This window comes from Streptosporangium sp. NPDC006007 (assembly GCF_040614315.1).
Classification (GTDB): domain Bacteria; phylum Actinomycetota; class Actinomycetes; order Streptosporangiales; family Streptosporangiaceae; genus Streptosporangium.
The window spans coordinates 78915-98994 of the sequence record NZ_JBEXUG010000016.1; the positions used below are offsets into that span (position 1 = coordinate 78915).

The window sequence follows — 20080 nt, forward strand, 5'->3', positions numbered from 1 at the left end:
TCACAAACAGCCCGGACACAACCCCTGAAAGGGTCATGCCACATCGCTTTCTCACCCCATGCGGGAACCGGCCACCCCAGCAACTAGAGTTGGGTCCTCAAGGCTGGGCCGGTGCCCGCATCACGGATCCGCTCTAATCAGAGGTTACGCGTTGACCCCGCACGTGCTGGAAGCGCCTTAATGGTGCTGACCGACAAGCAATCGACGGCCCTGTCCGAGACGGGTACGGCGGACATCGCCACTCCGCGCTCGTTCGGCGACGTCGTGAAGGCATACGTCGCCCTCACCAAGCCGCGGATCATCGAACTGCTGCTGATCACCACGCTGCCGGTGATGTTCCTGGCCGCCCGTGGCCTGCCCCCGCTGGGGATCGCCGTCTGCACCCTGGTGTTCGGCACCCTCTCGGCGGGCAGCGCGAACGCGCTGAACTGCTACATCGACCGCGACATCGACGCCGCGATGCGCCGTACCCGGCGCCGCCCGCTGGCCCGCGACCAGGTCCCGCCGGCCAACGCGCTGATCTTCGGCGTGCTCCTCGGGGTGCTGTCGACCCTTGGGCTCGGGCTGACCGTGAACTGGCTCGCCGCCTGGCTGTCACTGGCCGCGAACCTCTTCTACGTGCTCGTCTACTCGATGATCCTGAAGCGGCGGACCTCGCAGAACGTGGTCTGGGGCGGCATCGCGGGCTGCATGCCGGTGCTGATCGGCTGGGCCGGCGTCACCGGGAGTCTCGCCTGGGCGCCGGTGGTGCTCTTCGGGGTGGTGTTCTTCTGGACGCCGCCGCACACCTGGACTCTCGCCATGCGCTACCGGGACGACTACGCGGCGGCGAAGATCCCCATGCTCCCGGTGGTGGCCACCGAGCGCCGTGTGGTGCTGGAGAGCATCGTCTACACCTGGGCCACCGTGCTCTGCTCGCTGCTGCTCTGGCCGGTCGCCGGGACCACGCTGCTCTATCCGGCCGTGGCCCTCGTCCTCGGCGCCGCCTGCCTGTGGGAGGTCTATCGCCTCCTTGGCCGCGTCAACGCCGGCAGGACCGGGGTCGACCTGCGCCCGATGCGCTTCTTCCACTGGTCCAACGCCTATCTGGCGCTGCTCTTCCTCGCCGTCGCCGTCGACTCCATGCTCGTCTGAGCCTCCTCCCTCCACCGTGCGCGCCCTCATGAACGACCCCGAGGCGCCCTCAGCGTTTTTATGCCGCTATGTCGGCGAATGTGGTCTGGTGGCCGGGTGCGGCCTGACACAGAATGGGACGGGACACGTCGTGGTTGATCGGTTACGGTTACCACATGGCGAGCCGTGATCCCCGCTGGGTCTTGAGGGACCGCCCGTCCGTCGCGCTGATCGCCGGACTTGTCCTGGCCGGCCTCTGCGCGCTGGCGTCGTTCTCCTTCGACCTGTTCAACGGCGACCCGGTGTACTTCTTCATCGCGCTGGCCCTCGCCCTGGCGCCGGTCCCCGTGCTGCTGGCGGCGGTGCTGGCGCTGGACCGGATGGAGCCCGAGCCGCGGAGCAATCTGATCTTCGCGTTCGCCTGGGGCGCCGGGGTGGCTGTGCTGGTCGCGGGCCTCGTCAACTCCTTCAACCTGGTCTACATCGAGAACACCGCCCGGCTGGGCTACGACACCGCGCGCAACATCGCCGCCACCTTCGGCGCCCCGGTGGTCGAGGAGACGATGAAGGGGCTGGTCCTGCTGGGCCTGCTCAGGTTCAGGCGGACCGAGCTCGACGGGCCCACCGACGGCATCATCTACGCCGGCATGGTCGGCCTCGGCTTCGCGATGAGTGAGAACGTCAGCTACTACGTGGCGGCCCTGCACGACACGGGGGCCCAGGGCCTGGCGGTGACCGTCGTGCTCCGCGGGATCCTGTCGCCCTTCGCGCACCCGCTGTTCACCTCTATGATCGGTGTCGCGGTGGCCTACGCCGCGCAGCGCCAGGGGTCGGTGCGGGTCTTCGTGATCGCGGCGGGCTGGATCGGCGCGATGCTGCTGCACGGGATCTGGAACGGGTTCGCGTCCTACGTCGGCCTCGGCGGACTGGTCGTCGCCTACCTGCTGCTGATGGCCGTGCTGATCGTGCTGATCTGGATCGTCTTCCGGGACCGCACCCGGATCGTCGGCCTGATCCACACCTACCTGCCGGCCTATCGGGCGACCGGGCTGGTCACCCCCTACGACGTCTACATGCTCTCCTCGCTGCCCGGCCGCCGTCAGGCCAGGCGGTGGGCCAGGGCGAACGGCGGCAAGCCCGGCCTGCGGGCGATGAGCGACTACCAGCTCGCGGCCACCGAGCTCGGCCTGCTCCACGAGCGGGCCAGGCGCGGTGTGATCGACGAACGCACGTTCAACGAGGAGCAGGGGGCACTGCTGCGGTGCATGGCCGCCGCGCGCGCGGCGTTCCCGGCGTCGCGGCAGGCACCCGGAGGGAACGTTCCGCCCGGTCACCTCCCCCCGCCCCCGTTCCCGCCGGAGTCCGGCCCGCGCCCCCCGTCACCGCCGGGCCCCTACCCGCTGCCCGGATGAGGCGTCCGCCCCGGGGGGGGCGGAGCCGGCGGCCGGACGGGCCGAGGGGCGGAGCGCCGCGTCCAGGCTGGTCTCGCGCGGTCCGGGGAAGACGGGGGAGGAGTCGAGAACCACCGAGTCCAAGACGCCCTTCGCCGAGGCGAGGAACTCCCGGGCCGCGTAGCCGTAGGTGGTGGACGGCCACCGCGCGGCCGAGTCGTCGCCCACGCCGAACGCCTCCAGGCCCGCCGTACGGCACAGCGCGACCGCCCTGGGCAGGTGGAAGACCTGGGTGACCACGGTGATCCGGGTGGCCCCGAACACGTCGCGGGCCCGCACGCACGAGTCCCACGTGTCGAAGCCCGCGTAGTCCAGCACGAGGGCGGTGCCGGGGACGCCGCGGGCGAGCAGGTAGTCGCGCATGGCGGTGGGCTCGTCGTAGCCGCGCCGGCCGTTGTCGCCCGAGAGCAGCAGAGCCCTCACCCTGCCCGTCCGGTAAAGCTCGGCGGAGATGTCCAGCCGCCTGGCCAGCATGGGGGAGGGGTGCCCGCCGAAGGCCGCCGCGCCCAGGACCAGCGCCGCCGGGGCTTCCGGGACCCCGGCGGCCCAGCCCGGGGAGGAGTCCGCGACGGCCCGGTGCCCGGCACTGGCCAGCCATGCCCAGGTCAGGGGGGCGATCGCCAGCACGCTCAGCAGGACGGTGCCCTGGTAGGAGCGGCGGAGGGCCGCACGTGACAGTGGCATACCGTCATTGTCCCGCGTGCCTCTCCGCGGCGCTCCGGTAATCTCAGGGAATCTCATGGAGTGCGCGGCCCGCGGCGGGCCGGTCACGGCGCCGGGCGCCGGATCCCGCGCGGCGGGGACGGCGGGTAGGGCGGAGATCAGGCCGGCACGGCGACGGAGCCGAGTCTGTCGTGATCGCCCACCGGGGTCTCCAGCGGGCCCCGGGACCGCATCGCGTAGACCACCCGCAGTGTGTGGATCCACACCAGGGTCGAACCGAGCACGTGCAGGCCGACCAGGAACGCGGGGACGGCCAGGAAGTACTGGACGTATCCGACGATCCCCTGCGCCAGTTCCACGGCGAGCAGCGTCAGCGCCGCCCGCCTGACATGGCGCGGCGCGCCGGTGACGCGCAGGGCGAAGAGCAGCGCGAACGTGAGCCCGACCACGAGATAGGCCACGTCGGCGTGGATCCTGGCCACCGTCTCGACGTCGAACCGGAACCGGGAGGCCATCGCGTCCCCGGAGTGCGGTCCGGTGCCCGCCACCACCACGCCCACGACGAGCAGGGCGGCCACCGCCGCGGTCAGCGCGAGACTGAGGACGCGGATGTCGCGGTGGACCAGCCGCTCCGGCGCGGCGTCACCCTCCTTGGACCGGGCGTAGAGCGCGAAGGCGGCGGCGATCAGGCCAATGGAGATCAGGAAGTGCATGCTCACGGTGACCGGGTTGAGCACGCTGCGCACCACCAGGCCGCCCCAGAGGGCCTGCGCGGCCACGCCGATCGGCTGGAGCCATGCCAGCCGCACCAGGTCCCGGCGGCGCGACGGCATCCTGAGCGCGGCGACCAGGCAGGCCACGCCGGCGATCAGGACCACGAAGGTCAGCAGCCGGTTGCCGAACTCGACGGCCATGTTGACCGCCGAGATCTCGCCGTGGGCGACCGGGACGAAGCTGTCAGGGGTACACCTCGGCCAGGTCGGGCAGCCCAGCCCCGATCCGGTGACCCGGACGGCCGCGCCCGTCACGGTGATACCCGCGTTGACGATCACGCTCGCCAGCGCCCACCGGCGCAGGCCGTCGGCGGTGGGGGACCAGACGGCCCGAGGGAGCTTCACAGCCTGTCGACGTGCCTGGTCAAGGAGGTGCTTCACGGCTCACATGCTAGGCGGCGAGGGCGGTGGTCTCGTCGGTGACCCGGGCGCGCGAGGGCGGGCGGGCCGCCCGGCGCGGCGCGGCTTATCGCTTAAGCCGCCGGGTACGGATCGGCTGAACTGGAGAAACGAGAATGGGGATGATTGATCTCGTTGAGAATATGTGACATATTACTGACGAGCCGGGTTGGAAGCGAGGTGAGTCATGCCGGACGTCGTGGTGATCGGTGCCGGAGCCGTTGGCGCCGCCTGCGCCTACTACGCGGCACGCGCCGGGCTGGACGTGGTCGTCGTCGACCGCGGGCCCGTGGCCGGTGGGACGACCGGCGCGGGAGAGGGCAACGTCCTGGTCTCCGACAAGGAGCCGGGGCCCGAGCTGGATCTGGCCCTGCTCTCCAACGGCCTCTGGCGTGACCTGGCCGAGCACGACGGGTTCGAGTTCGAGCCCAAGGGCGGCCTGGTGGTCGCCGAGTCCGGAGGGGTGCTTGACGTCCTCATCGCCCTGGCGGCCAAGCAGGGGGTCGAGCACGCGGTGGTCCCCCCGGAAGGGCTCGCCGACTACGAGCCCCACCTGGCCAAGGGTCTGGCCGGAGGCGTGTTCTACCCGCAGGACGCCCAGGTCCAGCCCATGCTGGCGGCGGCCAGGCTGATCCAGAGGGGTGCCGAGCGGTTCGGCCGCGGCACGCTGATGCTGCGCACCGGCGTCACCGTGACGGGCTTCGTCCGCGACGGATCCCGGGTCACCGGCGTCATGACCGACCATGGTGACATTCTCGCAGACGCGGTAGTCAACGCCGCCGGCACCTGGGGCGGTGAGATCGCCGCGATGGCCGGCGTGCACGTCCCGGTCCTGCCCAGACGCGGCTTCATCCTGGTCACCGAGCCCATGGACGAGGTGCTGATCAGGCACAAGGTCTACACCGCGGCCTACGTCACCAACGTGGCCAGCGACTCCGAGGGCCTGGAGACGTCCGCTGTGGTGGAGGCGACCGCCTCGGGCCCGGTGCTCATCGGCGCCAGCCGCGAGCGCGTCGGCTTCGACCGGAGGATCTCGGTGCCGGTGCTGGAACGCCTCGCCCGGCAGGCCGTCGCGCTCTTCCCCGTGCTGGCGGAGCGCCGGGTGATCCGGGCCTACTGCGGGTTCCGGCCCTACTGCCCCGATCACCTTCCGGTGATCGGGGAGGACCCCCGGGCCCCCGGGCTCCACCACGCCTGCGGCCACGAGGGCGCGGGCATCGGCCTGGCCCCGGCCACCGGCCACCTGATCGCCCAGACGCTGACCGGAGTCCAGCCCGACCTGGCCCTGCGCCCCTTCCGCCCGGACCGCTTCGAGGAGGCGCGTTCATGAAGCAGCCGTACAGCCTGGTACGGGCGCGCCCCGAGCCGGAGTTCGAGATCAGCGTGGACGGCGCCCCCGTCCCGGTGATTCCCGGCCAGACCATCGGCGCGGCCCTGCACGGCGCGGGCGTCCGCACCTGGCGGACCACCCGGATCGACGGACGCCCGCGTGGGCTGTTCTGCGGCATCGGCGTCTGCTTCGACTGCCTGGTCACGGTCAACGGCAGCCCGTCCCTGCGGGCCTGCCTGACCGAGGCCCGCCCCGGAGACCGGGTGAGCACCGGCCGCGAGGCCGGACCCGGCCGGCCCGAGGACGGGCCCGGCGGTGAAGCCGGCGGCGGGTCCGCGGGTGAGCCCGGCCGTGAACCCGGCGGTAAGGCCGGCGGTGAGGTTCACGGTGAGCCCGGCGACGGGTGGAACCAGGGCCCGCGCGACGGGCGGGGCACGGTGAACGGCCGATGAGCCACGTCCACGACCTCGCCGTCATCGGCGCGGGGCCGGCCGGGGTGGCCGGGGCGCTCAGCGCCTCCCTGACCGGGCTGGACGTCGTGCTGATCGACGCCGCCCCGCGCCCCGGCGGCCAGTACTTCCGGCACCTGCCCGAGGGTTTCCACGCCCGCAGGCCCGGAGCCCTCCATCACGGCCTCGACAGGTTCACCCGGCAATGGGAGGCGCTCGGCGAGCGCGCCACCGTGCTCCTCGGTCACCGGGTCTGGGCCGTGGAGCGGGCCGACGAGACGATAACCGTACGGTGCCTGGAGGGGGACCGCGAGGAGCGGCCCCGCACGGTCACCGCGCGCCGGCTGCTGATCGCCACCGGCGCCCACGACCGGCCGCTGCCGTTCCCCGGCTGGGACCTGCCGGGAGTGCTCACCGCGGGCGGGGCACAGGCCCTGCTCAAGGGGAACCTCGTCGTCGCGGGCCGCAGGGTCGTGGTCGCCGGGACCGGGCCCTTCCTGCTCCCGGTCGCCGCCGGGCTCGCCGACGCCGGTGCGGACGTGCGGGGCGTCTACGAGGCCAACGGCCGGTTCGGGCTCGCCAGGCACCCGCTGCTCGCCGCGGGCAAGGCCGGGGAGGCCCTCGGCTACGGCGTGAGCCTCGCCAGGCACCGGGTGCCCTACCACGGCCGCCAGGCGGTGATCGAGGCACACGGTGAGGGCGCCCTGACCCACGTCACGGTGGCGAAGCTGGACGCCGCCTGGCGGCCGGTCGCCACCAGGACCGTCGAGTGCGACACCCTCGCCTACGGCTACGGGTTCGTCCCCCAGCTCGAACTCCCGGTCCAGCTCGGCTGCGCGACCCGCGCCGACGCGGACGGCAGCCCCGTCGTGGACGTCGACGCGGGGGCGCGCACCAGCGTGCCCGGCGTCTACGCGGCGGGGGAGTCCACCGGCGTCGGCGGGGCGGTGCTGGCCGAGGTCGAGGGGCGCGTCGCCGGCCGTACCGTCGCCGCGGACCTGGGCCGCCGAGTCCGGCCGCTGCCGGTCCTGTCGCGGCGCCGCGAGCGGTTGTCGGCGTTTGCCCGGGCGCTGCTTGAGGCCTACCCGGTACGGCCCGGCTGGCAGGGGTGGCTCCGCCGGGACACGCTGATCTGCCGCTGTGAAGAGGTGCCCCTGTCGGCCGTGCGCGAGGCCCAGGAGCTGGGTGCCACCGACGCGCGCTCCATAAAACTGCTGGCCCGCCCCGGTATGGGCTGGTGCCAGGGCCGGATGTGTGGCTACGCCGTGGCGTGCCTCGCCGGTGAGAACCCTCTGGCGCCCCGGCGCCCGATCGCCCAGCCCGTCCGGCTGGGCGACTTGGCCGCGCTGAACCTATCCCCCTTGGAAGGATGACCGTGATGACGACGACCCGCACGAAACCCTGGCACGGCGTGATGGTGGCCACCGCCCTCCCCCTGAACGAGGACCTCTCGGTCGACCTGGACGGCTACGCCGAGCACTGCCGCTGGCTGGTCGAGAACGGCTGCGACGGCGTGGTTCCGAACGGCTCGCTGGGCGAGTACCAGACGCTGACCTCCGGCGAGCGGGCCACGGTCGTGGAGACCGCGGTCGCGGCCATCGGCGGCGACAGGGTCATGCCGGGGATCGCCGCCTACGGCGCGCTGGAGGCGCGCCGCTGGGCCGAGCAGGCCCGTGACGCCGGATGCCAGGCGGTGATGCTGCTCCCGCCGAACGCCTACCGGGCCGACGAGCGGATCGTGATCGAGCACTACCGCGAGGTCGCCAAGGCCGGCCTGCCCGTGGTGGCCTACAACAACCCCCTCGACACGAAGGTGGACCTCACCCCGGCGCTGCTGGCCAGGCTGCACTCCGAGGGCCTGATCGTGGCGGTCAAGGAGTTCACCGGCGACGTCCGCCGCGCCTACGAGATCGCCGAGGTCGCCCCCGGCCTGGATCTGCTGATCGGCGCCGACGACGTGATGCTGGAGCTGGCCCTGGCGGGTGCGGTCGGCTGGGTGGCCGGCTACCCCAACGCGCTGCCCCGCTCCTGCGTGGACCTGTACAAGGCGGCCATGGCCGGTGACCTGGCCACCGCGCTCCCGCTCTACCGGGCGCTGCACCCGCTGCTGCGCTGGGACTCCAAGACCGTGTTCGTGCAGGCCATCAAGCTCTCCATGGACCTGGCGGGGCGCAAGGGCGGCCCGAGCCGTCCGCCGAGGCTGCCGCTGGTCCCCGAGGAGGAGTCCGCCGTCCGCGCCGTCACCGAGAAGGTCCTGGCCGAGGGTCTCGGCTAGCCGTCGCCCCCCCGGCCGGGCGTCGTGCGGGCCGCGCCCGGCGAGGGACGCGCCCGGTCGGGGGTCTTGTAGGGTAGGACATCCCTCGGAGGAGAGTCGATGAGGACCAGACGAGTTTTTCATGCGGTGGACTCCCACACCGAGGGCATGCCCACCCGGGTGATCACCGGGGGAGTCGGGGTCATCCCCGGCGCGACCATGGCCGAGCGCCGCCGGTACTTCATGGCCGAGATGGACCACGTCCGGACCCTGCTGATGTACGAGCCGCGCGGCCACTCGGCGATGAGCGGGGCGATCCTGCAGCCGCCCACCCGGCCCGACGCCGACTACGGCGTGCTCTACATCGAGGTCTCCGGCTGCCTGCCCATGTGCGGCCACGGCACCATCGGAGTCGCCACCGTTCTGGTGGAGACCGGGATGGTCGAGGTCGCCGAGCCGGTGACCACCATCCGGCTGGACACCCCGGCGGGGCTGGTCGTCGCCGAGGTGCGGGTCGAGGACGGCGCCGCCACGGCGGTCACCATCACCAACGTGCCGTCCTTCGCCGCCGGGCTGGACCGCACGGTCAAGGTGCCCGGGCTGGGCGAGGTCGACTACGACCTGGCCTACGGCGGCAACTACTACGCGATCCTGCCGATCGCCTCCGTCGGCCTGCCGTTCGACCGCTCGCACAAGCAGGGCATCCTCGACGCCGGACTGGCGATCATGGATGCCATCAACGAGCAGGACGAGCCCGTCCACCCGCTGGACGACGGCATCCGGGGCTGCCACCACGTGCAGTTCACCGCCCCCGGCTCCGACGCCCGGCACTCCCGGCACGCGATGGCGATCCACCCCGGCTGGTTCGACCGCTCGCCGTGCGGCACCGGCACCAGCGCCCGGATGGCCCAGCTCCACGCCCGCGGTGAGCTGGCCCTCGACACCGATTTCGTGAACGAGTCGTTCATCGGCACCCGCTTTGTCGGGCGGCTCACCGGGGAGACGAGGGTCGCGGATCTGCCCGCGGTGGTCCCGGCCATCACGGGCAGGGCGTGGGTCACCGGAACCGCCCAGTACTTCATCGATCCCCGTGACCCGTTTCCCGAAGGTTTCCTGCTGTGATCCCTGTGATGAATCCGATCGAGAGCCGTTCCCCGCACGACCCCGCCGACCTCGTCGCCTCCTCCCCCGCCGCGGGGAGATCGGGCGTCGACGCGGCCGTGGCGTCGGCCAGGACCGCGCAGCGCGACTGGGCGGCCCGTAACGCGGCCGTCCGGGCCGCGGCGCTGGCCAGGGCCGCCGACGCGGTGGAGGGGGCGGCCGGCGAACTGGCCGCCCTGGTGGTCCGCGAGGTCGGCAAGCCCGTCGCCGAGGCGCGGGGCGAGGTCGCCCGCTCGGTGTCGATCCTGCGCTACTACGCCCAGCAGGTGTTCGATCCGGTGGGCGCGGTCCACGAGCCCTCGGGGGCCGGGCTGCTGTTCACCCGGCGCCGCCCGCTCGGCGTCGCCGGGCTGATCACACCGTGGAACTTCCCGCTGGCCATTCCGCTGTGGAAGGCCGCGCCCGCGCTGGCGTTCGGCAACGCGGTCGTGCTCAAGCCCGCCCCGCAGGCGCTGGCGTGCGCGCTGCGCCTGGCCGAGCTGCTGGACCTCGACGCGTTCCGGGTCGTGGCGGGTGACGCCGAGGAGGGGGCGGCGCTGGTGGAGGCCGCCGACGTGGTCTCCTTCACCGGGTCCGCCGCGGTGGGCGGGCTGGTCCGTGCCGCCGCCGTACGGCGCGGCGTGCCGGTGCAGGCCGAGATGGGCGGGCAGAACCCCGCCATCGTGCTGCCCGACGCCGACCTTGAGGTCGCCGCGGCCCAGATCGCGGCGGCGGCGATGGGCTTCGCCGGGCAGAAGTGCACGGCCACCAAGCGGATCATCGCGGTCGGCAACGGCGACGACGTCCGGCAGGCGGTGCTCGCGGCCGTGGCCCGGCTCGGGTTCGGCGATCCGTCCGACCCGGCCGTCGCGGTCGGCCCGCTGATCGACAAGGCGGCCCGCGACCGGGTGGTGGCCGCGGCCTCGGGTGCGGTCGCGTCGGGCGGCCGGATCCTGACCGGTGGCCGGAGCGCCGACGGGCTCGGCGGCTGGTACGCCGAGCCGACGCTGGTGGACCGCCTGCCGGCGGATCACCCGCTCGCCTGCGAGGAGGTGTTCGGGCCGATCTGCGTGGTCCAGGACGCCGCCTCGGCGGACGAGGCGGTGGCGCTGGCCAACGGCGTCCGCTACGGGCTGGCCTCGGCCGTCTACACCCGTGACCTGGACCGGGCCCTGGACATCAGCGCGCGGCTGGACACCGGGCTGGTCAAGGTGAACGCCCCGACCAGCGGCGTCGACTTCTACCTGCCGTTCGGCGGCGAGAAGGACTCCAGCTACGGAGGCAGGGAGCAGGGCAAGGCGGCTCAGGACTTCTACACCTCCACCCACACCGTCACCATCAGCCCGTCACGCTGAAACCGGCCCGCCCGGCCCCGGCACCACCCAGAGGCACCTCCCCTTGCGGAGGTGCCTCTTGACATTTCGGTCCTACCGGCAAAGAAACAGTGTGTGAACGTTAACGGTCTTGTGTCGGCTCTTGACGTGCACATTCTCAACTAGTGCAATGTCACACATCACTCGATGTGAGGAGCCGCACATGCGTGCCATCCCCTTTAAAGCTCTCGCGCCGCTGGCCCTCATCGGCCTCCTGACCACCGGATGTGGTCAGGGTCTGCTCGGCGGCGGGGAGGAGACCACCAAGGACGACGGTCCGATCCTTCTCGGCATGCTGATCCCCCAGTCGGGCAGCGAGGCCGCCATCGGTCCCTATATGAGCAACGCGGCACAGCTCGCGGTCGACGAGATCAACGCCAAGGGTGGCGTGCTCGGCCGCAAGCTGGAGCTGAAGACCGCCGACGACGCCTGCGACGCCCAGTCGGCGGCGGCCGGAGCCAACAAGCTGGTCACCGAGGGTGTGAAGGTCTCCGTGGGAGGCTACTGCTCCGGCGCGACGCTGCCCACCCTGCCCATCTTCGGCAAGGCGAACATCCCCATGATCATTCCGGCGGCCAACTCCCAGGAACTGGTCGACCAGAAGCTCAAGCACGTCTTCCTGATCAACGGCACCGGCTCCCAGCAGGCCGCCGCGGCGGAGAAGTGGATGGTCAAGGAGAACGCCAAGAGCGTCGTGCTGATGCACGACAACACCAGCTACTCCAAGGACATCGCGCTCCGCACCAAGGCCCTCCTCGACACCGCCGGCGGCCCCGAGGCCGTGCTGGTGGAGACGGTAACCCCCAAGGAGAGCGACTACAGCGCCAACGTCACCAACGTGCTGGCCAAGAAGCCCGACTTCGTCTACTGGACCGGCTACTTCCAGGAGGGCGGCCTGATCGCCCGCCAGCTCCGTCAGGCGGGATACAAGGGCTCCATCATGGTCGCCGACGGCTCGGTCTCCCCGAAGCTGGCCGAGATCGCCGGCGTCGAGGCCGCCGAGGGCGTCTACGCCACGATGACCCAGACCCCGGACACGCTTGAGGGTGCCGAGGGCTGGATCGCGGCCTACAAGAAGAAGTACAACACCGACCCCGGCCCCTACTCCAACCAGGCCTACGACGCCGTCCGGCTGGCCGCGGAGGCGATCACCAAGGCAGGGAGCACCGACGGCACCAAGGTCGTCGCGGCGCTGGAGGCGACCGACGGGTTCCCGATGTTCTCCGGCCCGCTGAAGTTCACCCCCGACCACACCCTGTCCAACGGCGGCTTCCAGATCCTCGTCGTCAAGGGTGGCAAGATCACCCTGCAGGACTCTCTCAAATGACCCAGCTCGTCTGGAACGGTCTGTTCGTCGGCTCGTTCTACGCCCTGGTGGCGTTGGGCTACAGCATGGTCTACGGGATCATCAAGCTGCTCAACTTCGCTCACGGCGACGTGTACATGCTCGGCGCGTTCGTCGGCTTCGCCATTCTCGGCGCGGTCGGCGGCGTGTCGCCCTCAATGGCCCTGCCGGTGCTGCTCGCCGTGCTTCTGGCGACCATGCTGGTCACCGGCCTGGCCGGGGTGGCGCTGGAGCGGATCGCCTACCGGCCGCTCCGCCGCGCCCCCCGGCTCTCCCTGCTGATCACCGCGGTCGGAGCCTCCTTCGCCCTGGAGTACGGCATGCGCGCCGCGGCCGGCCCGGACCCCCGGGTCTACCCGGTACGGCTCGGCGGCACCTCGCTGGAGATGCTCGGCGCCAGGCTGACCCTGCAGCAGCTCGTGCTGGTCGGGGTGGCGGTCGTCCTCATGATCGGCCTCAACCTGCTGATCACCCGGACCCGTGAGGGCCGGGCCATGCGAGCCATCGCGCTGGACCCGCGCACCAGCTCGCTGATGGGCATCGACGTCAACGCGGTGATCTCCCGGACGTTCTTCCTCGGCTCGGCCCTCGCGGGGGCCGCCGGGGTGATGGCCGGAGCCTATTATGGAAAGATTGATTTCCTGATGGGCTTCCTGATCGGGCTCAAGGCCTTCACCGCGGCTGTCATCGGCGGGATCGGCAACATTCCCGGCACGATGCTCGGCGGGCTGCTGCTCGGGCTGCTGGAGTCGTTCGGCACGTTCTGGCTGGGCGGCGAGTGGCGCGACGTCTTCGCGTTCGGGGTGCTCATCCTCTTCCTCACCGTGCGGCCCACCGGCCTGCTCGGCGAACGCGTCACGGAGCGCGTATGACCAGCACCACCAAGGTCCGCCGGGTGGGCGTCGACCGGCCCGTGACCCGGGCGTCGAGGCTGCTGGGCAACCGGTGGGCCGGGCTCGCCGGACTGCTGGCCGCCCTGCTCGCGCCCTTCGTCAACGCCACGCCGTACGCGCTGTCGGTCATGACCAGCGCGGCCATCTTCGTGATGCTCGCGGCCGGGCTGAACATCGTGGTCGGCTACTGCGGCCTGCTCGACCTCGGCTACGTCGCCTTCTTCGCGGTCGGCGCGTACACCAGCGGGGTGCTGGCCACCCGGCTGCACCTGCCGCTGCCGGCCACCGTGCCGATCGTCATCGTGGTCACGGTCATCGCCGGGATCGTCATCGGCGCCCCGACGCTCCGGCTGCGCAGCGACTATCTCGCCATCGTGACGCTCGGCTTCGGGGAGATCATCCGGATCACCGCCAACAACCTGGACGTCACCGGCGGCCCCTCGGGCATCTACGGCATCCCGCACCTGACCGACAGTCCGGTGATCTTCTACTACCTCACCGTGGCCGTGGTCTCCCTGGCCGTCCTCGGCGCGGCCCGGCTGGGCCGCTCCCGCCTCGGCCGGGCCTGGCGGTTCGTCCGGGAGGACGAGGACGCCGCCGAGGCCATGGGCGTGCACACCTACCGGGTCAAGCTCGCCGCCTACATCGCGGGCGCCGTCTGGGGCGGCCTGGCCGGGGTGCTGTTCGCCGCCCAGCTGTCCGCGATCTCCCCGACCAGCTTCACCTTCCTGCAGTCCGCGCTGGTCCTGATGGCCGTCGTCCTCGGCGGCATGGGCTCCATCCCCGGGGTCGTCATCGGCGCCGTGGTGATCAGCCTCCTGCCGGAGTTCCTGCGCGACCTCGCCGACTACCGGTTCTTCCTGTTCGGTGTCCTGCTCATCGCCGTCATGCTCCTGCGCCCGCAGGGGTTGTGGCCCGCACGTTCCAAGGAGGTCCCGTGAGCCTGCTGAGTGTGGAGGACCTGCGCCTGTCCTTCGGCGGGCTGCTGGCCATCGACGGGCTCACGTTCTCGGTGGACGAGGCGGAGATCGTCTCCGTCATCGGGCCCAACGGCGCGGGCAAGACGTCGGCCTTCAACTGCGTCACCGGCTTCTACCGCCCGACCTCGGGCCGGATCACCCTGCGCGGCCGGAGCCTCCCGGGGCTCCGGCCGTCCGCGGTCGCCGCGCTCGGCGTCGCGCGCACGTTCCAGAACCTGCGCCTGTTCGGCGAGCTGTCGGTGCTGGACAACGTGCGGGCCGGATCCCACCTGTGGCTCAGGCAGAGCGTCTTCGACGCCCTGCTGCACACCCCCCGCTACCGTCGCTCCGAACGCGAGTGCACCGAACAGGCCCACCACTGGCTGGACTTCGTCGGCCTGCGCGGCGACCGGTACGGCGCCGCGCGGAACCTGCCCTACGGCGAACAGCGCCGCACCGAGATCGCCAGGGCGCTGGCCCGCCGCCCCGACCTGCTGCTGCTGGACGAGCCCGCCGCCGGGCTCAACCACGGGGAGAAGGCCGAGATGCTCGACCTGATCCGGCGGATCCAGGGGCTGGGCGTGGCGATCGTGCTCATCGAACACGACATGGGCCTGGTCATGGAGGTCTCCGAACGCGTGGTCGTGCTCAACTTCGGCAAGGAGATCGCCGACGGCCGCCCCGAGGACGTACGCCGGAACCCGGCCGTCATCGAGGCTTACCTCGGGAGCGACACCCATGCTTGAGATCCGCGGACTGGACGTCCACTACGGCGGCGTGCACGCCCTGCGCGGCATGTCGCTCACCGTCTCGGCGGGCGAGATCGTCGCGCTGCTGGGCAACAACGGCGCGGGCAAGACCACCACGCTGGCGGCGGTCTCCGGCCTGGTACGGCCCACCGCCGGCAAGGTCCTCTTCGAGGGGGAGGACGTCACCAGGGAGAGAGCGCACAAGATCGCCGCGCGCGGCCTGGTGCACGTCCCCGAGGGCCGCAGGATCTTCAGCACGCTGTCCGTGCACGAGAACCTCCAGCTCGGCGGCTACCTGATCCGCGACCAGGCCGAGATCCGCAGGCGGATCGAGCACGTCTACGAGCTGTTGCCCCGCCTGGCGGAGAGGCGGGCCCAGCAGGGCGGCACGCTGTCCGGCGGCGAGCAGCAGATGCTCGCCGTCGGCCGGGCCCTGGTCACCGGGCCCAGGCTGCTCCTGCTCGACGAGCCCTCCATGGGCCTGGCCCCGCTGGTGGTCGCCTCGGTGATGGAGCTGATCGCCGGCATCAACGCCGAGGGCACCTCGGTGCTGCTCGTCGAGCAGAACGCCACCGCCGCGCTTAAGATCGCCCACCGCGGATACGTGATCGAGAACGGAGAGTGCGTGCTGGACGGCCCCGCCTCCGCGCTCCGAGAGGACGCCCGGGTGGTCGAGGCGTACCTGGGCGGTGGCGGAAACCCCTGATGAAACGGGAGAGCATGATTCACACGATCGACTACCACACCGGCGGTGAGCCCTTCCGGGTCGTCACCGCCGGGGTGCCGGACATCCCCGGCGGCACCGTGCTCGAACGCCGCGAGGCGGCGAGCGCCCCGGGGATCGACCGGGTGCGGCGGCTGCTCTGCCACGAACCACGCGGGCACGCCGACATGTACGGCTGCTTCCTCGTTCCGCCGGACGACGAGGACGCCCACCTCGGTGTGCTCTTCTGGCACAAGGACGGCTACTCCACCGCCTGCGGTCACGGCACCATCGCGCTGGGCGTGCACGCCGTGGAGACCGGCCTGGTCAAGGCCGACCCCGAGGGGGAGACCGACGTCGTGGTCGACGTCCCGTCCGGCAGGGTGACGGCCAGGGTCCGCTGCTCGGCCGGCCGCGTCGACGCCGTCACCTTCCGCAACGTCCCCTCCTACGTCGTCGCACGCGACATCGACCTGGGCCCGCTCGCCGGCACCGGCCGGTCCCCGGCGGGTGCCGCCCCCGGCCGGCTCGCCGGGATCAGGGCCGACGTCTCCTACGGCGGGGCCATCTACGCCTCGATCCCCGCCGCCGCGTTCGGGCTGAGCGTGGCCCCCGAGCACCTCACCGAGCTGATCGCGCTCGGCCGGGCCGTCAAGGCCGCGCTGGCGGCTCATCCCGCGGCCCGGCACCCGGACGACGACCGGCTCTCCGGGATCTACGGCGTCGTCTTCCACGACGACCTGGGGCCCGGCCGTCAGCGCAATGTGACGGTTTTCGCCGACGGCGAGGTGGACCGCTCACCCTGCGGCTCGGGCACGGCCGCCAGGCTGGCGCTGCTGCACGACGCGGGCTTCACCGGAACCCTCGTCCACGAGAGCATCGTGGGCACCTCCTTCCGGGCCTGGGTGGCCGGGGTGACACCGGAGGGCATCGTCCCGGAGGTGGAGGGCATGGCCTACCGCACCGGGGAGCATCGCTTCACCCTGGATCCGCGCGATCCCGTCGGCACCGGGTTCACGCTCCGATGAGCGCCCTGCCGTACCTCGACGGGGAGACCCTGCGCGCGCTGGTGCCGACCGCGCGGGCGATACAGGTCCTGGAGGACGCCCTGCGCGGCGGGCTCGACCCCGAGAAAACCCCGCCGCGCCCCATCGTGGAGGTTCCCGCGGGTCAGCTACTGCTGATGCCCGCCTCCTGGGGCCGGTACGCGGGCATCAAGGTCGCCGGGGTCGTCCCCGGCAACCCCGCACGCGGGCTGCCGCGCATCCAGGGCACCTACCTGCTCATGGACGGGCCGACCCTGGCCCCGCTGGCCGCGCTGGACGGTATCGCGCTCACCTCGCTGCGCACCCCGGCGGTCTCCGCGCTGGCGGTACGCCACCTGTCCGGCCCCGGCGCCGAGACGATGGCGGTCTTCGGCACCGGACCCCAGGCGTGGGGGCACGTCGAGGCGTTCCGCGCGGTCCGGCCGGTGAAACGGGTGACCGTGATCGGCAGGGACCCCCGGAGGGCCGAGGCGCTCGCCGCCCGGTGCGCCGACGAGGGACTCCAGGCGGACACGGCCGCGGGCCCCGGTGCGGCGGAACTCGTCGCCTGCTGCACGACAGCCAGGGTTCCCCTCTTCGAGGGTAGGCTCGTTCCCGACGGCGCTACCGTGGTCGCGGTCGGTTCTCACGAGCCGGACGTCCGGGAGATCGACGACGATCTCGTCGCGCGGGCCACCGTGGTCGTCGAGGCCCGCGGTGCCGCCCTCGCGGAGGCGGGGGATCTGATCATCCCACTGCGGAACGGTACGATCACCACTGGTCATCTCGCCGGGAATCTCCGGGAACTGGTCGACGGCCTTGTGCCCCGCGGTTCCGGACCCCGGGTGTTCAAGAGTGTGGGCATGGCATGGGAGGACCTGGTGGTGGCGGCCGCCGCCTACGAGGCGTGGACGAGAGTGAGATGAGAGGCGCGGGAATGGCTCCTTCGGCGGAGGACCGACTCGACCTGCCGGCGGTGGGTGAGCGGCAGAGCCTGCGTGAACAGGTGGCCCACGCGTTGCGGGCCGCCCTGATCACCGGTGAGATGCGGCCCGGCGTGGTCTACTCGGCGCCGGTGCTGGCCGCCCAGTTCGGCGTCTCGGCCACCCCGGTGCGCGAGGCGATGCTCGACCTGGCCAAGGAGGGCCTGGTCGAGGCGGTGCGCAACAAGGGCTTCCGGGTCACCGAGCTGTCCGACCAGGATCTGGACGAGCTCACCGAGATCCGCCGGCTCATCGAGGTGCCCACGGTGGCGCGGCTGGCCGACGTGGGCCGCGCGGAGATCTTCGAGATGCTCCGGCCGGTGGCCCAGCAGATCGTCGACGCCGCCGAACGCGGTGACCTGCTCGGCTACGTGGACGCCGACCTCCGCTTCCACGTGGACCTCCTGTCGCTGGCGGGCAACGCGCACCTGGTGGAGGTGGTGCGCGATCTGCGCAAGCGCGCCCGGCTGTACGGCCTCTCCGCACTCTACGCGCGCGGGGCGCTGATGGAGTCCGCCCACGAGCACCTCCGGCTGCTCGACCTGCTCTCCGCCGGTGACGCCGTCGGCTCCGAGCGGCTGATGCACGGCCACATCCAGCACGTCCGGGGCATCTGGGCCAGCAACCCGGAGTAGGCGGCCCGCCCGGCCGCCGCCCGCCCGCCGTACGGCCTCGCGGTGACCGTCGCGGGTGCCGCCGTACGGCCCTCACCGCTGCTCGGATCCGTGCCGCCCGTCGGCCCGGCCCGAGCCTGTCCGCCCGGCTCACCCCGGTGACGGGCGCGCGCCGCGGGTCGCGCCCAGGCTGGCGACGACCACGCAGGCGATGGCCGCCCACTCACGCACGTCGAGCACCTCGCCCAGCACCAGCAGCCCGACCATCGCGGCCACCGCGGGCTCCAGGCTCATCAGGATGCCGAACACCTGCTTGGGCATTCTGCGCAGCGCCTCCAGCTCGATCGAGTAGGGGATGACCGACGACAGCAGGCCCACACCGAGCCCGATCATCAGCAGTTCGGGCCTGAGCAGGCCGGCGTCGCCCGTGGCGATCCCCACCGGGGCGATCAGCAGGAACGACACGATCATCGCGAAGGAGAGGCCGGTGGTGCCGGGGAAGTGGCGACCGGCGGCGGCCGACAGCAGGATGTAGCCCGCCCAGCAGGCCGCCGCGACCAGCGCGAACCCGATCCCGGCCCAGCTGATCCGCGACGCCGCCGTTCCCCACGGGGCCAGCAGCGTCACCCCGGAGGCCGCCAGCCCGACCCAGAGCAGGTCCAGGCGACGGCGCGAGGCGGCCACCGCCACCCCGAGCGGGCCGAGGAACTCGATCGCCACCGCGATGCCCATGGGCAGCCGGGACAGCGCCTCGTAGAACGACAGGTTCATCACGCCCAGCGTCACGCCGAACGCCACACCGACCCCGGCTCTGGCGCGGGTCAGCCCCCTCAGCCGGGGCCGGGCGACGGCCCCCATGATCAGCGCGCCCGCCGCGATCCGCAGGAACACCACCGCGCTGGGCGGCAGCTGGGCGAACAGGTCCTTGGCGAAACCCGCGCCCATCTGGACCGACAGGATGGCCAGCAGCACCAGCCCGGAGGGCGGCACCGCGTCGGAGGCGGCCCGCAGCACGGCCCCCGGCCTGGCGAGGCCGGGTTTGTACGGCTCAGCGGGCCCATGCAGGGCTTCAGCGGCCACGCGGAACTCCTCGTGTCAGGAACCACACGGTTGTTCACACATTACTAGGTGGCCGGGTCACTCCCAGCGGAACGTCCGCGACGCGAGACCGAGCGAGAGGGCGGCCCAGACCACCAGGACCAGCGCCGGGCTGAGGGGCAGCCCGCCGCCGTCGCCCAGGGCGGAGCGGAGCCCGCCGGTCAGCGCGGTGATCGGCAGCAGCCGCAGCGCCGGCTCCACCGAGTCGGGGAAGACCGACAGGGGGAAGACGACCCCGCCGCAGCCGAGCAGGATCAGGTAGACCAGGTTGGCCCCGGCGAGCGTGGCCTCGGCGCGCAGGGTGCCCGCCATCAGCAGGCCCATCCCGCTGAACGCGGCGGTGCCGAGCAGGATCAGTACGAGCGCTGCCGGCGCGGAGCCCGCCGGACGCCAGCCCAGGGCGATCGCCACGCAGGAGATGAGGGCGACCTGGACGACCTCCACGGCGATCACCGCGAGCGTCTTGGCCAGCATCAGCCCGGTCCGCGACAGAGGGGTGGCGCCCAGCCGCTTCAGCACGCCGTACCGGCGTTCGAAGCCGGTCGCGATGGCCTGCCCGGTGAAGGCCGTGGACATCACGGCCAGCGCGAGCACGCCGGGGGTGATGAAGTCCACCCGGGAGCCGCCGCCGACGTTCACCAGCGGCGCGGCCGAGAACCCGACCAGCAGCAGCACCGGGATGATCAGCGTCAGCAGGAACTGCTCGCCGTTGCGGAGCGTCGCCCGGATCTCCGCCCCCGTCTGCGCCAGCACCATTGCGCGCAGC

20 protein-coding genes are annotated in these 20080 nt (G+C 72.2%); 16 read left to right on the forward strand and 4 right to left on the reverse strand.

The window, feature by feature from the left end:
* Positions 1 to 180: 180 nt before the first annotated feature.
* Together ABZ194_RS15225 and ABZ194_RS15230 are read left to right on the forward strand one after the other, a co-directional pair.
* A complete protein-coding gene (locus ABZ194_RS15225) occupies positions 181 to 1134 on the forward strand; it encodes a heme o synthase (protein ID WP_355596414.1) in 954 nt (317 codons plus the stop codon).
* Positions 1135 to 1289: 155 nt separating this feature from the next.
* Positions 1290 to 2525 (forward strand): PrsW family intramembrane metalloprotease, encoded by a 1236-nt coding sequence (locus tag ABZ194_RS15230; RefSeq protein ID WP_355596416.1) that lies wholly within the window; start codon positions 1290 to 1292, stop codon positions 2523 to 2525.
* On the opposite strand, the gene ABZ194_RS15235 is transcribed toward ABZ194_RS15230, so the two are convergent.
* On the reverse strand, positions 2493 to 3248 hold the full coding sequence (locus ABZ194_RS15235) for an ElyC/SanA/YdcF family protein (protein WP_355596418.1): 756 nt from the start codon (positions 3246 to 3248) through the stop codon (positions 2493 to 2495). The two genes, ABZ194_RS15230 and ABZ194_RS15235, sit on opposite strands and share 33 nt — an antisense overlap.
* A gap of 137 nt (positions 3249 to 3385) precedes the next feature.
* A complete protein-coding gene (locus tag ABZ194_RS15240; RefSeq protein WP_355596420.1) occupies positions 3386 to 4381 on the reverse strand; it encodes a COX15/CtaA family protein in 996 nt (331 codons plus the stop codon).
* A gap of 205 nt (positions 4382 to 4586) precedes the next feature.
* On the opposite strand from ABZ194_RS15240, the gene ABZ194_RS15245 reads away from it, so the two are divergent.
* The 14 genes from ABZ194_RS15245 to ABZ194_RS15310 all read left to right on the forward strand — a co-directional run bounded on the left by ABZ194_RS15245 (position 4587) and on the right by ABZ194_RS15310 (position 18237).
* Positions 4587 to 5729 carry an FAD-binding oxidoreductase gene (locus tag ABZ194_RS15245; RefSeq protein WP_355596422.1) on the forward strand — a complete coding sequence of 381 codons (1143 nt, stop codon included), beginning with the start codon at positions 4587 to 4589 and terminating at the stop codon, positions 5727 to 5729.
* The gene (locus ABZ194_RS15250) at positions 5726 to 6181 is read left to right on the forward strand and encodes a (2Fe-2S)-binding protein (RefSeq protein WP_355596424.1); all 456 of its coding nucleotides are present in this window, start codon (positions 5726 to 5728) and stop codon (positions 6179 to 6181) included. The genes ABZ194_RS15245 and ABZ194_RS15250 overlap by 4 nt, the downstream gene beginning before the upstream one ends.
* Positions 6178 to 7551 (forward strand): NAD(P)/FAD-dependent oxidoreductase, encoded by a 1374-nt coding sequence (locus ABZ194_RS15255; RefSeq protein WP_355596427.1) that lies wholly within the window; start codon positions 6178 to 6180, stop codon positions 7549 to 7551. The genes ABZ194_RS15250 and ABZ194_RS15255 overlap by 4 nt, the downstream gene beginning before the upstream one ends.
* Positions 7552 to 7556: 5 nt before the next feature.
* Positions 7557 to 8453 (forward strand): dihydrodipicolinate synthase family protein, encoded by an 897-nt coding sequence (locus ABZ194_RS15260; protein WP_355596429.1) that lies wholly within the window; start codon positions 7557 to 7559, stop codon positions 8451 to 8453.
* Positions 8454 to 8552: 99 nt separating this feature from the next.
* Positions 8553 to 9554, forward strand: coding sequence for a proline racemase family protein (locus ABZ194_RS15265; RefSeq protein WP_355596430.1), 1002 nt, complete (start codon positions 8553 to 8555; stop codon positions 9552 to 9554).
* Between the two features lie 8 nt (positions 9555 to 9562).
* The gene (locus ABZ194_RS15270) at positions 9563 to 10927 is read left to right on the forward strand and encodes an aldehyde dehydrogenase family protein (RefSeq protein WP_355596432.1); all 1365 of its coding nucleotides are present in this window, start codon (positions 9563 to 9565) and stop codon (positions 10925 to 10927) included.
* A gap of 181 nt (positions 10928 to 11108) precedes the next feature.
* Positions 11109 to 12272: a branched-chain amino acid ABC transporter substrate-binding protein gene (locus ABZ194_RS15275; RefSeq protein WP_355596434.1), complete on the forward strand. Its 1164-nt coding sequence runs from the start codon at positions 11109 to 11111 to the stop codon at positions 12270 to 12272.
* Positions 12269 to 13162: a branched-chain amino acid ABC transporter permease gene (locus tag ABZ194_RS15280; RefSeq protein ID WP_355596436.1), complete on the forward strand. Its 894-nt coding sequence runs from the start codon at positions 12269 to 12271 to the stop codon at positions 13160 to 13162. The genes ABZ194_RS15275 and ABZ194_RS15280 overlap by 4 nt, the downstream gene beginning before the upstream one ends.
* Positions 13159 to 14124 carry a branched-chain amino acid ABC transporter permease gene (locus ABZ194_RS15285; protein ID WP_355596438.1) on the forward strand — a complete coding sequence of 322 codons (966 nt, stop codon included), beginning with the start codon at positions 13159 to 13161 and terminating at the stop codon, positions 14122 to 14124. Before ABZ194_RS15280 ends, ABZ194_RS15285 begins: the two co-directional genes overlap by 4 nt.
* Entirely contained in the window at positions 14121 to 14888 is a 768-nt protein-coding gene (locus tag ABZ194_RS15290) for an ABC transporter ATP-binding protein (protein ID WP_355596440.1), read from the forward strand. The genes ABZ194_RS15285 and ABZ194_RS15290 overlap by 4 nt, the downstream gene beginning before the upstream one ends.
* A complete protein-coding gene (locus tag ABZ194_RS15295; RefSeq protein ID WP_355596442.1) occupies positions 14881 to 15597 on the forward strand; it encodes an ABC transporter ATP-binding protein in 717 nt (238 codons plus the stop codon). The genes ABZ194_RS15290 and ABZ194_RS15295 overlap by 8 nt, the downstream gene beginning before the upstream one ends.
* 14 nt (positions 15598 to 15611) lie before the next feature.
* On the forward strand, positions 15612 to 16622 hold the full coding sequence (locus ABZ194_RS15300; protein WP_355596444.1) for a proline racemase family protein: 1011 nt from the start codon (positions 15612 to 15614) through the stop codon (positions 16620 to 16622).
* Positions 16619 to 17545: an ornithine cyclodeaminase family protein gene (locus tag ABZ194_RS15305; RefSeq protein WP_355596446.1), complete on the forward strand. Its 927-nt coding sequence runs from the start codon at positions 16619 to 16621 to the stop codon at positions 17543 to 17545. The genes ABZ194_RS15300 and ABZ194_RS15305 overlap by 4 nt, the downstream gene beginning before the upstream one ends.
* Positions 17546 to 17556: 11 nt before the next feature.
* Positions 17557 to 18237 (forward strand): GntR family transcriptional regulator, encoded by a 681-nt coding sequence (locus ABZ194_RS15310; protein ID WP_355596448.1) that lies wholly within the window; start codon positions 17557 to 17559, stop codon positions 18235 to 18237.
* 129 nt (positions 18238 to 18366) lie between these two features.
* On the opposite strand, the gene ABZ194_RS15315 is transcribed toward ABZ194_RS15310, so the two are convergent.
* Together ABZ194_RS15315 and ABZ194_RS15320 are read right to left on the reverse strand one after the other, a co-directional pair.
* On the reverse strand, positions 18367 to 19296 hold the full coding sequence (locus ABZ194_RS15315) for a DMT family transporter (RefSeq protein WP_355596450.1): 930 nt from the start codon (positions 19294 to 19296) through the stop codon (positions 18367 to 18369).
* 57 nt (positions 19297 to 19353) lie between these two features.
* Entirely contained in the window at positions 19354 to 20070 is a 717-nt protein-coding gene (locus ABZ194_RS15320; protein ID WP_355596523.1) for an ABC transporter permease, read from the reverse strand.
* Positions 20071 to 20080: the final 10 nt, after the last annotated feature.

What these genes read in the sequence shown, in the direction of transcription:
- ABZ194_RS15225 (WP_355596414.1), top strand. Translation starts at nt 181, where the DNA reads ATGGTGCTGACCGACAAGCAATCGACGGCCCTGTCCGAGACGGGTACG.
- ABZ194_RS15230 (WP_355596416.1), top strand. Translation starts at nt 1,290, where the DNA reads ATGGCGAGCCGTGATCCCCGCTGGGTCTTGAGGGACCGCCCGTCCGTC.
- ABZ194_RS15235 (WP_355596418.1), bottom strand. Translation starts at nt 3,248, where the DNA reads ATGCCACTGTCACGTGCGGCCCTCCGCCGCTCCTACCAGGGCACCGTC.
- ABZ194_RS15245 (WP_355596422.1), top strand. Translation starts at nt 4,587, where the DNA reads ATGCCGGACGTCGTGGTGATCGGTGCCGGAGCCGTTGGCGCCGCCTGC.
- ABZ194_RS15250 (WP_355596424.1), top strand. Translation starts at nt 5,726, where the DNA reads ATGAAGCAGCCGTACAGCCTGGTACGGGCGCGCCCCGAGCCGGAGTTC.
- ABZ194_RS15255 (WP_355596427.1), top strand. Translation starts at nt 6,178, where the DNA reads ATGAGCCACGTCCACGACCTCGCCGTCATCGGCGCGGGGCCGGCCGGG.
- ABZ194_RS15260 (WP_355596429.1), top strand. Translation starts at nt 7,557, where the DNA reads ATGACGACGACCCGCACGAAACCCTGGCACGGCGTGATGGTGGCCACC.
- ABZ194_RS15265 (WP_355596430.1), top strand. Translation starts at nt 8,553, where the DNA reads ATGAGGACCAGACGAGTTTTTCATGCGGTGGACTCCCACACCGAGGGC.
- ABZ194_RS15270 (WP_355596432.1), top strand. Translation starts at nt 9,563, where the DNA reads ATGAATCCGATCGAGAGCCGTTCCCCGCACGACCCCGCCGACCTCGTC.
- ABZ194_RS15275 (WP_355596434.1), top strand. Translation starts at nt 11,109, where the DNA reads ATGCGTGCCATCCCCTTTAAAGCTCTCGCGCCGCTGGCCCTCATCGGC.
- ABZ194_RS15280 (WP_355596436.1), top strand. Translation starts at nt 12,269, where the DNA reads ATGACCCAGCTCGTCTGGAACGGTCTGTTCGTCGGCTCGTTCTACGCC.
- ABZ194_RS15285 (WP_355596438.1), top strand. Translation starts at nt 13,159, where the DNA reads ATGACCAGCACCACCAAGGTCCGCCGGGTGGGCGTCGACCGGCCCGTG.
- ABZ194_RS15295 (WP_355596442.1), top strand. Translation starts at nt 14,881, where the DNA reads ATGCTTGAGATCCGCGGACTGGACGTCCACTACGGCGGCGTGCACGCC.
- ABZ194_RS15300 (WP_355596444.1), top strand. Translation starts at nt 15,612, where the DNA reads ATGATTCACACGATCGACTACCACACCGGCGGTGAGCCCTTCCGGGTC.
- ABZ194_RS15305 (WP_355596446.1), top strand. Translation starts at nt 16,619, where the DNA reads ATGAGCGCCCTGCCGTACCTCGACGGGGAGACCCTGCGCGCGCTGGTG.
- ABZ194_RS15310 (WP_355596448.1), top strand. Translation starts at nt 17,557, where the DNA reads ATGGCTCCTTCGGCGGAGGACCGACTCGACCTGCCGGCGGTGGGTGAG.
- ABZ194_RS15320 (WP_355596523.1), bottom strand. Translation starts at nt 20,070, where the DNA reads ATGGTGCTGGCGCAGACGGGGGCGGAGATCCGGGCGACGCTCCGCAAC.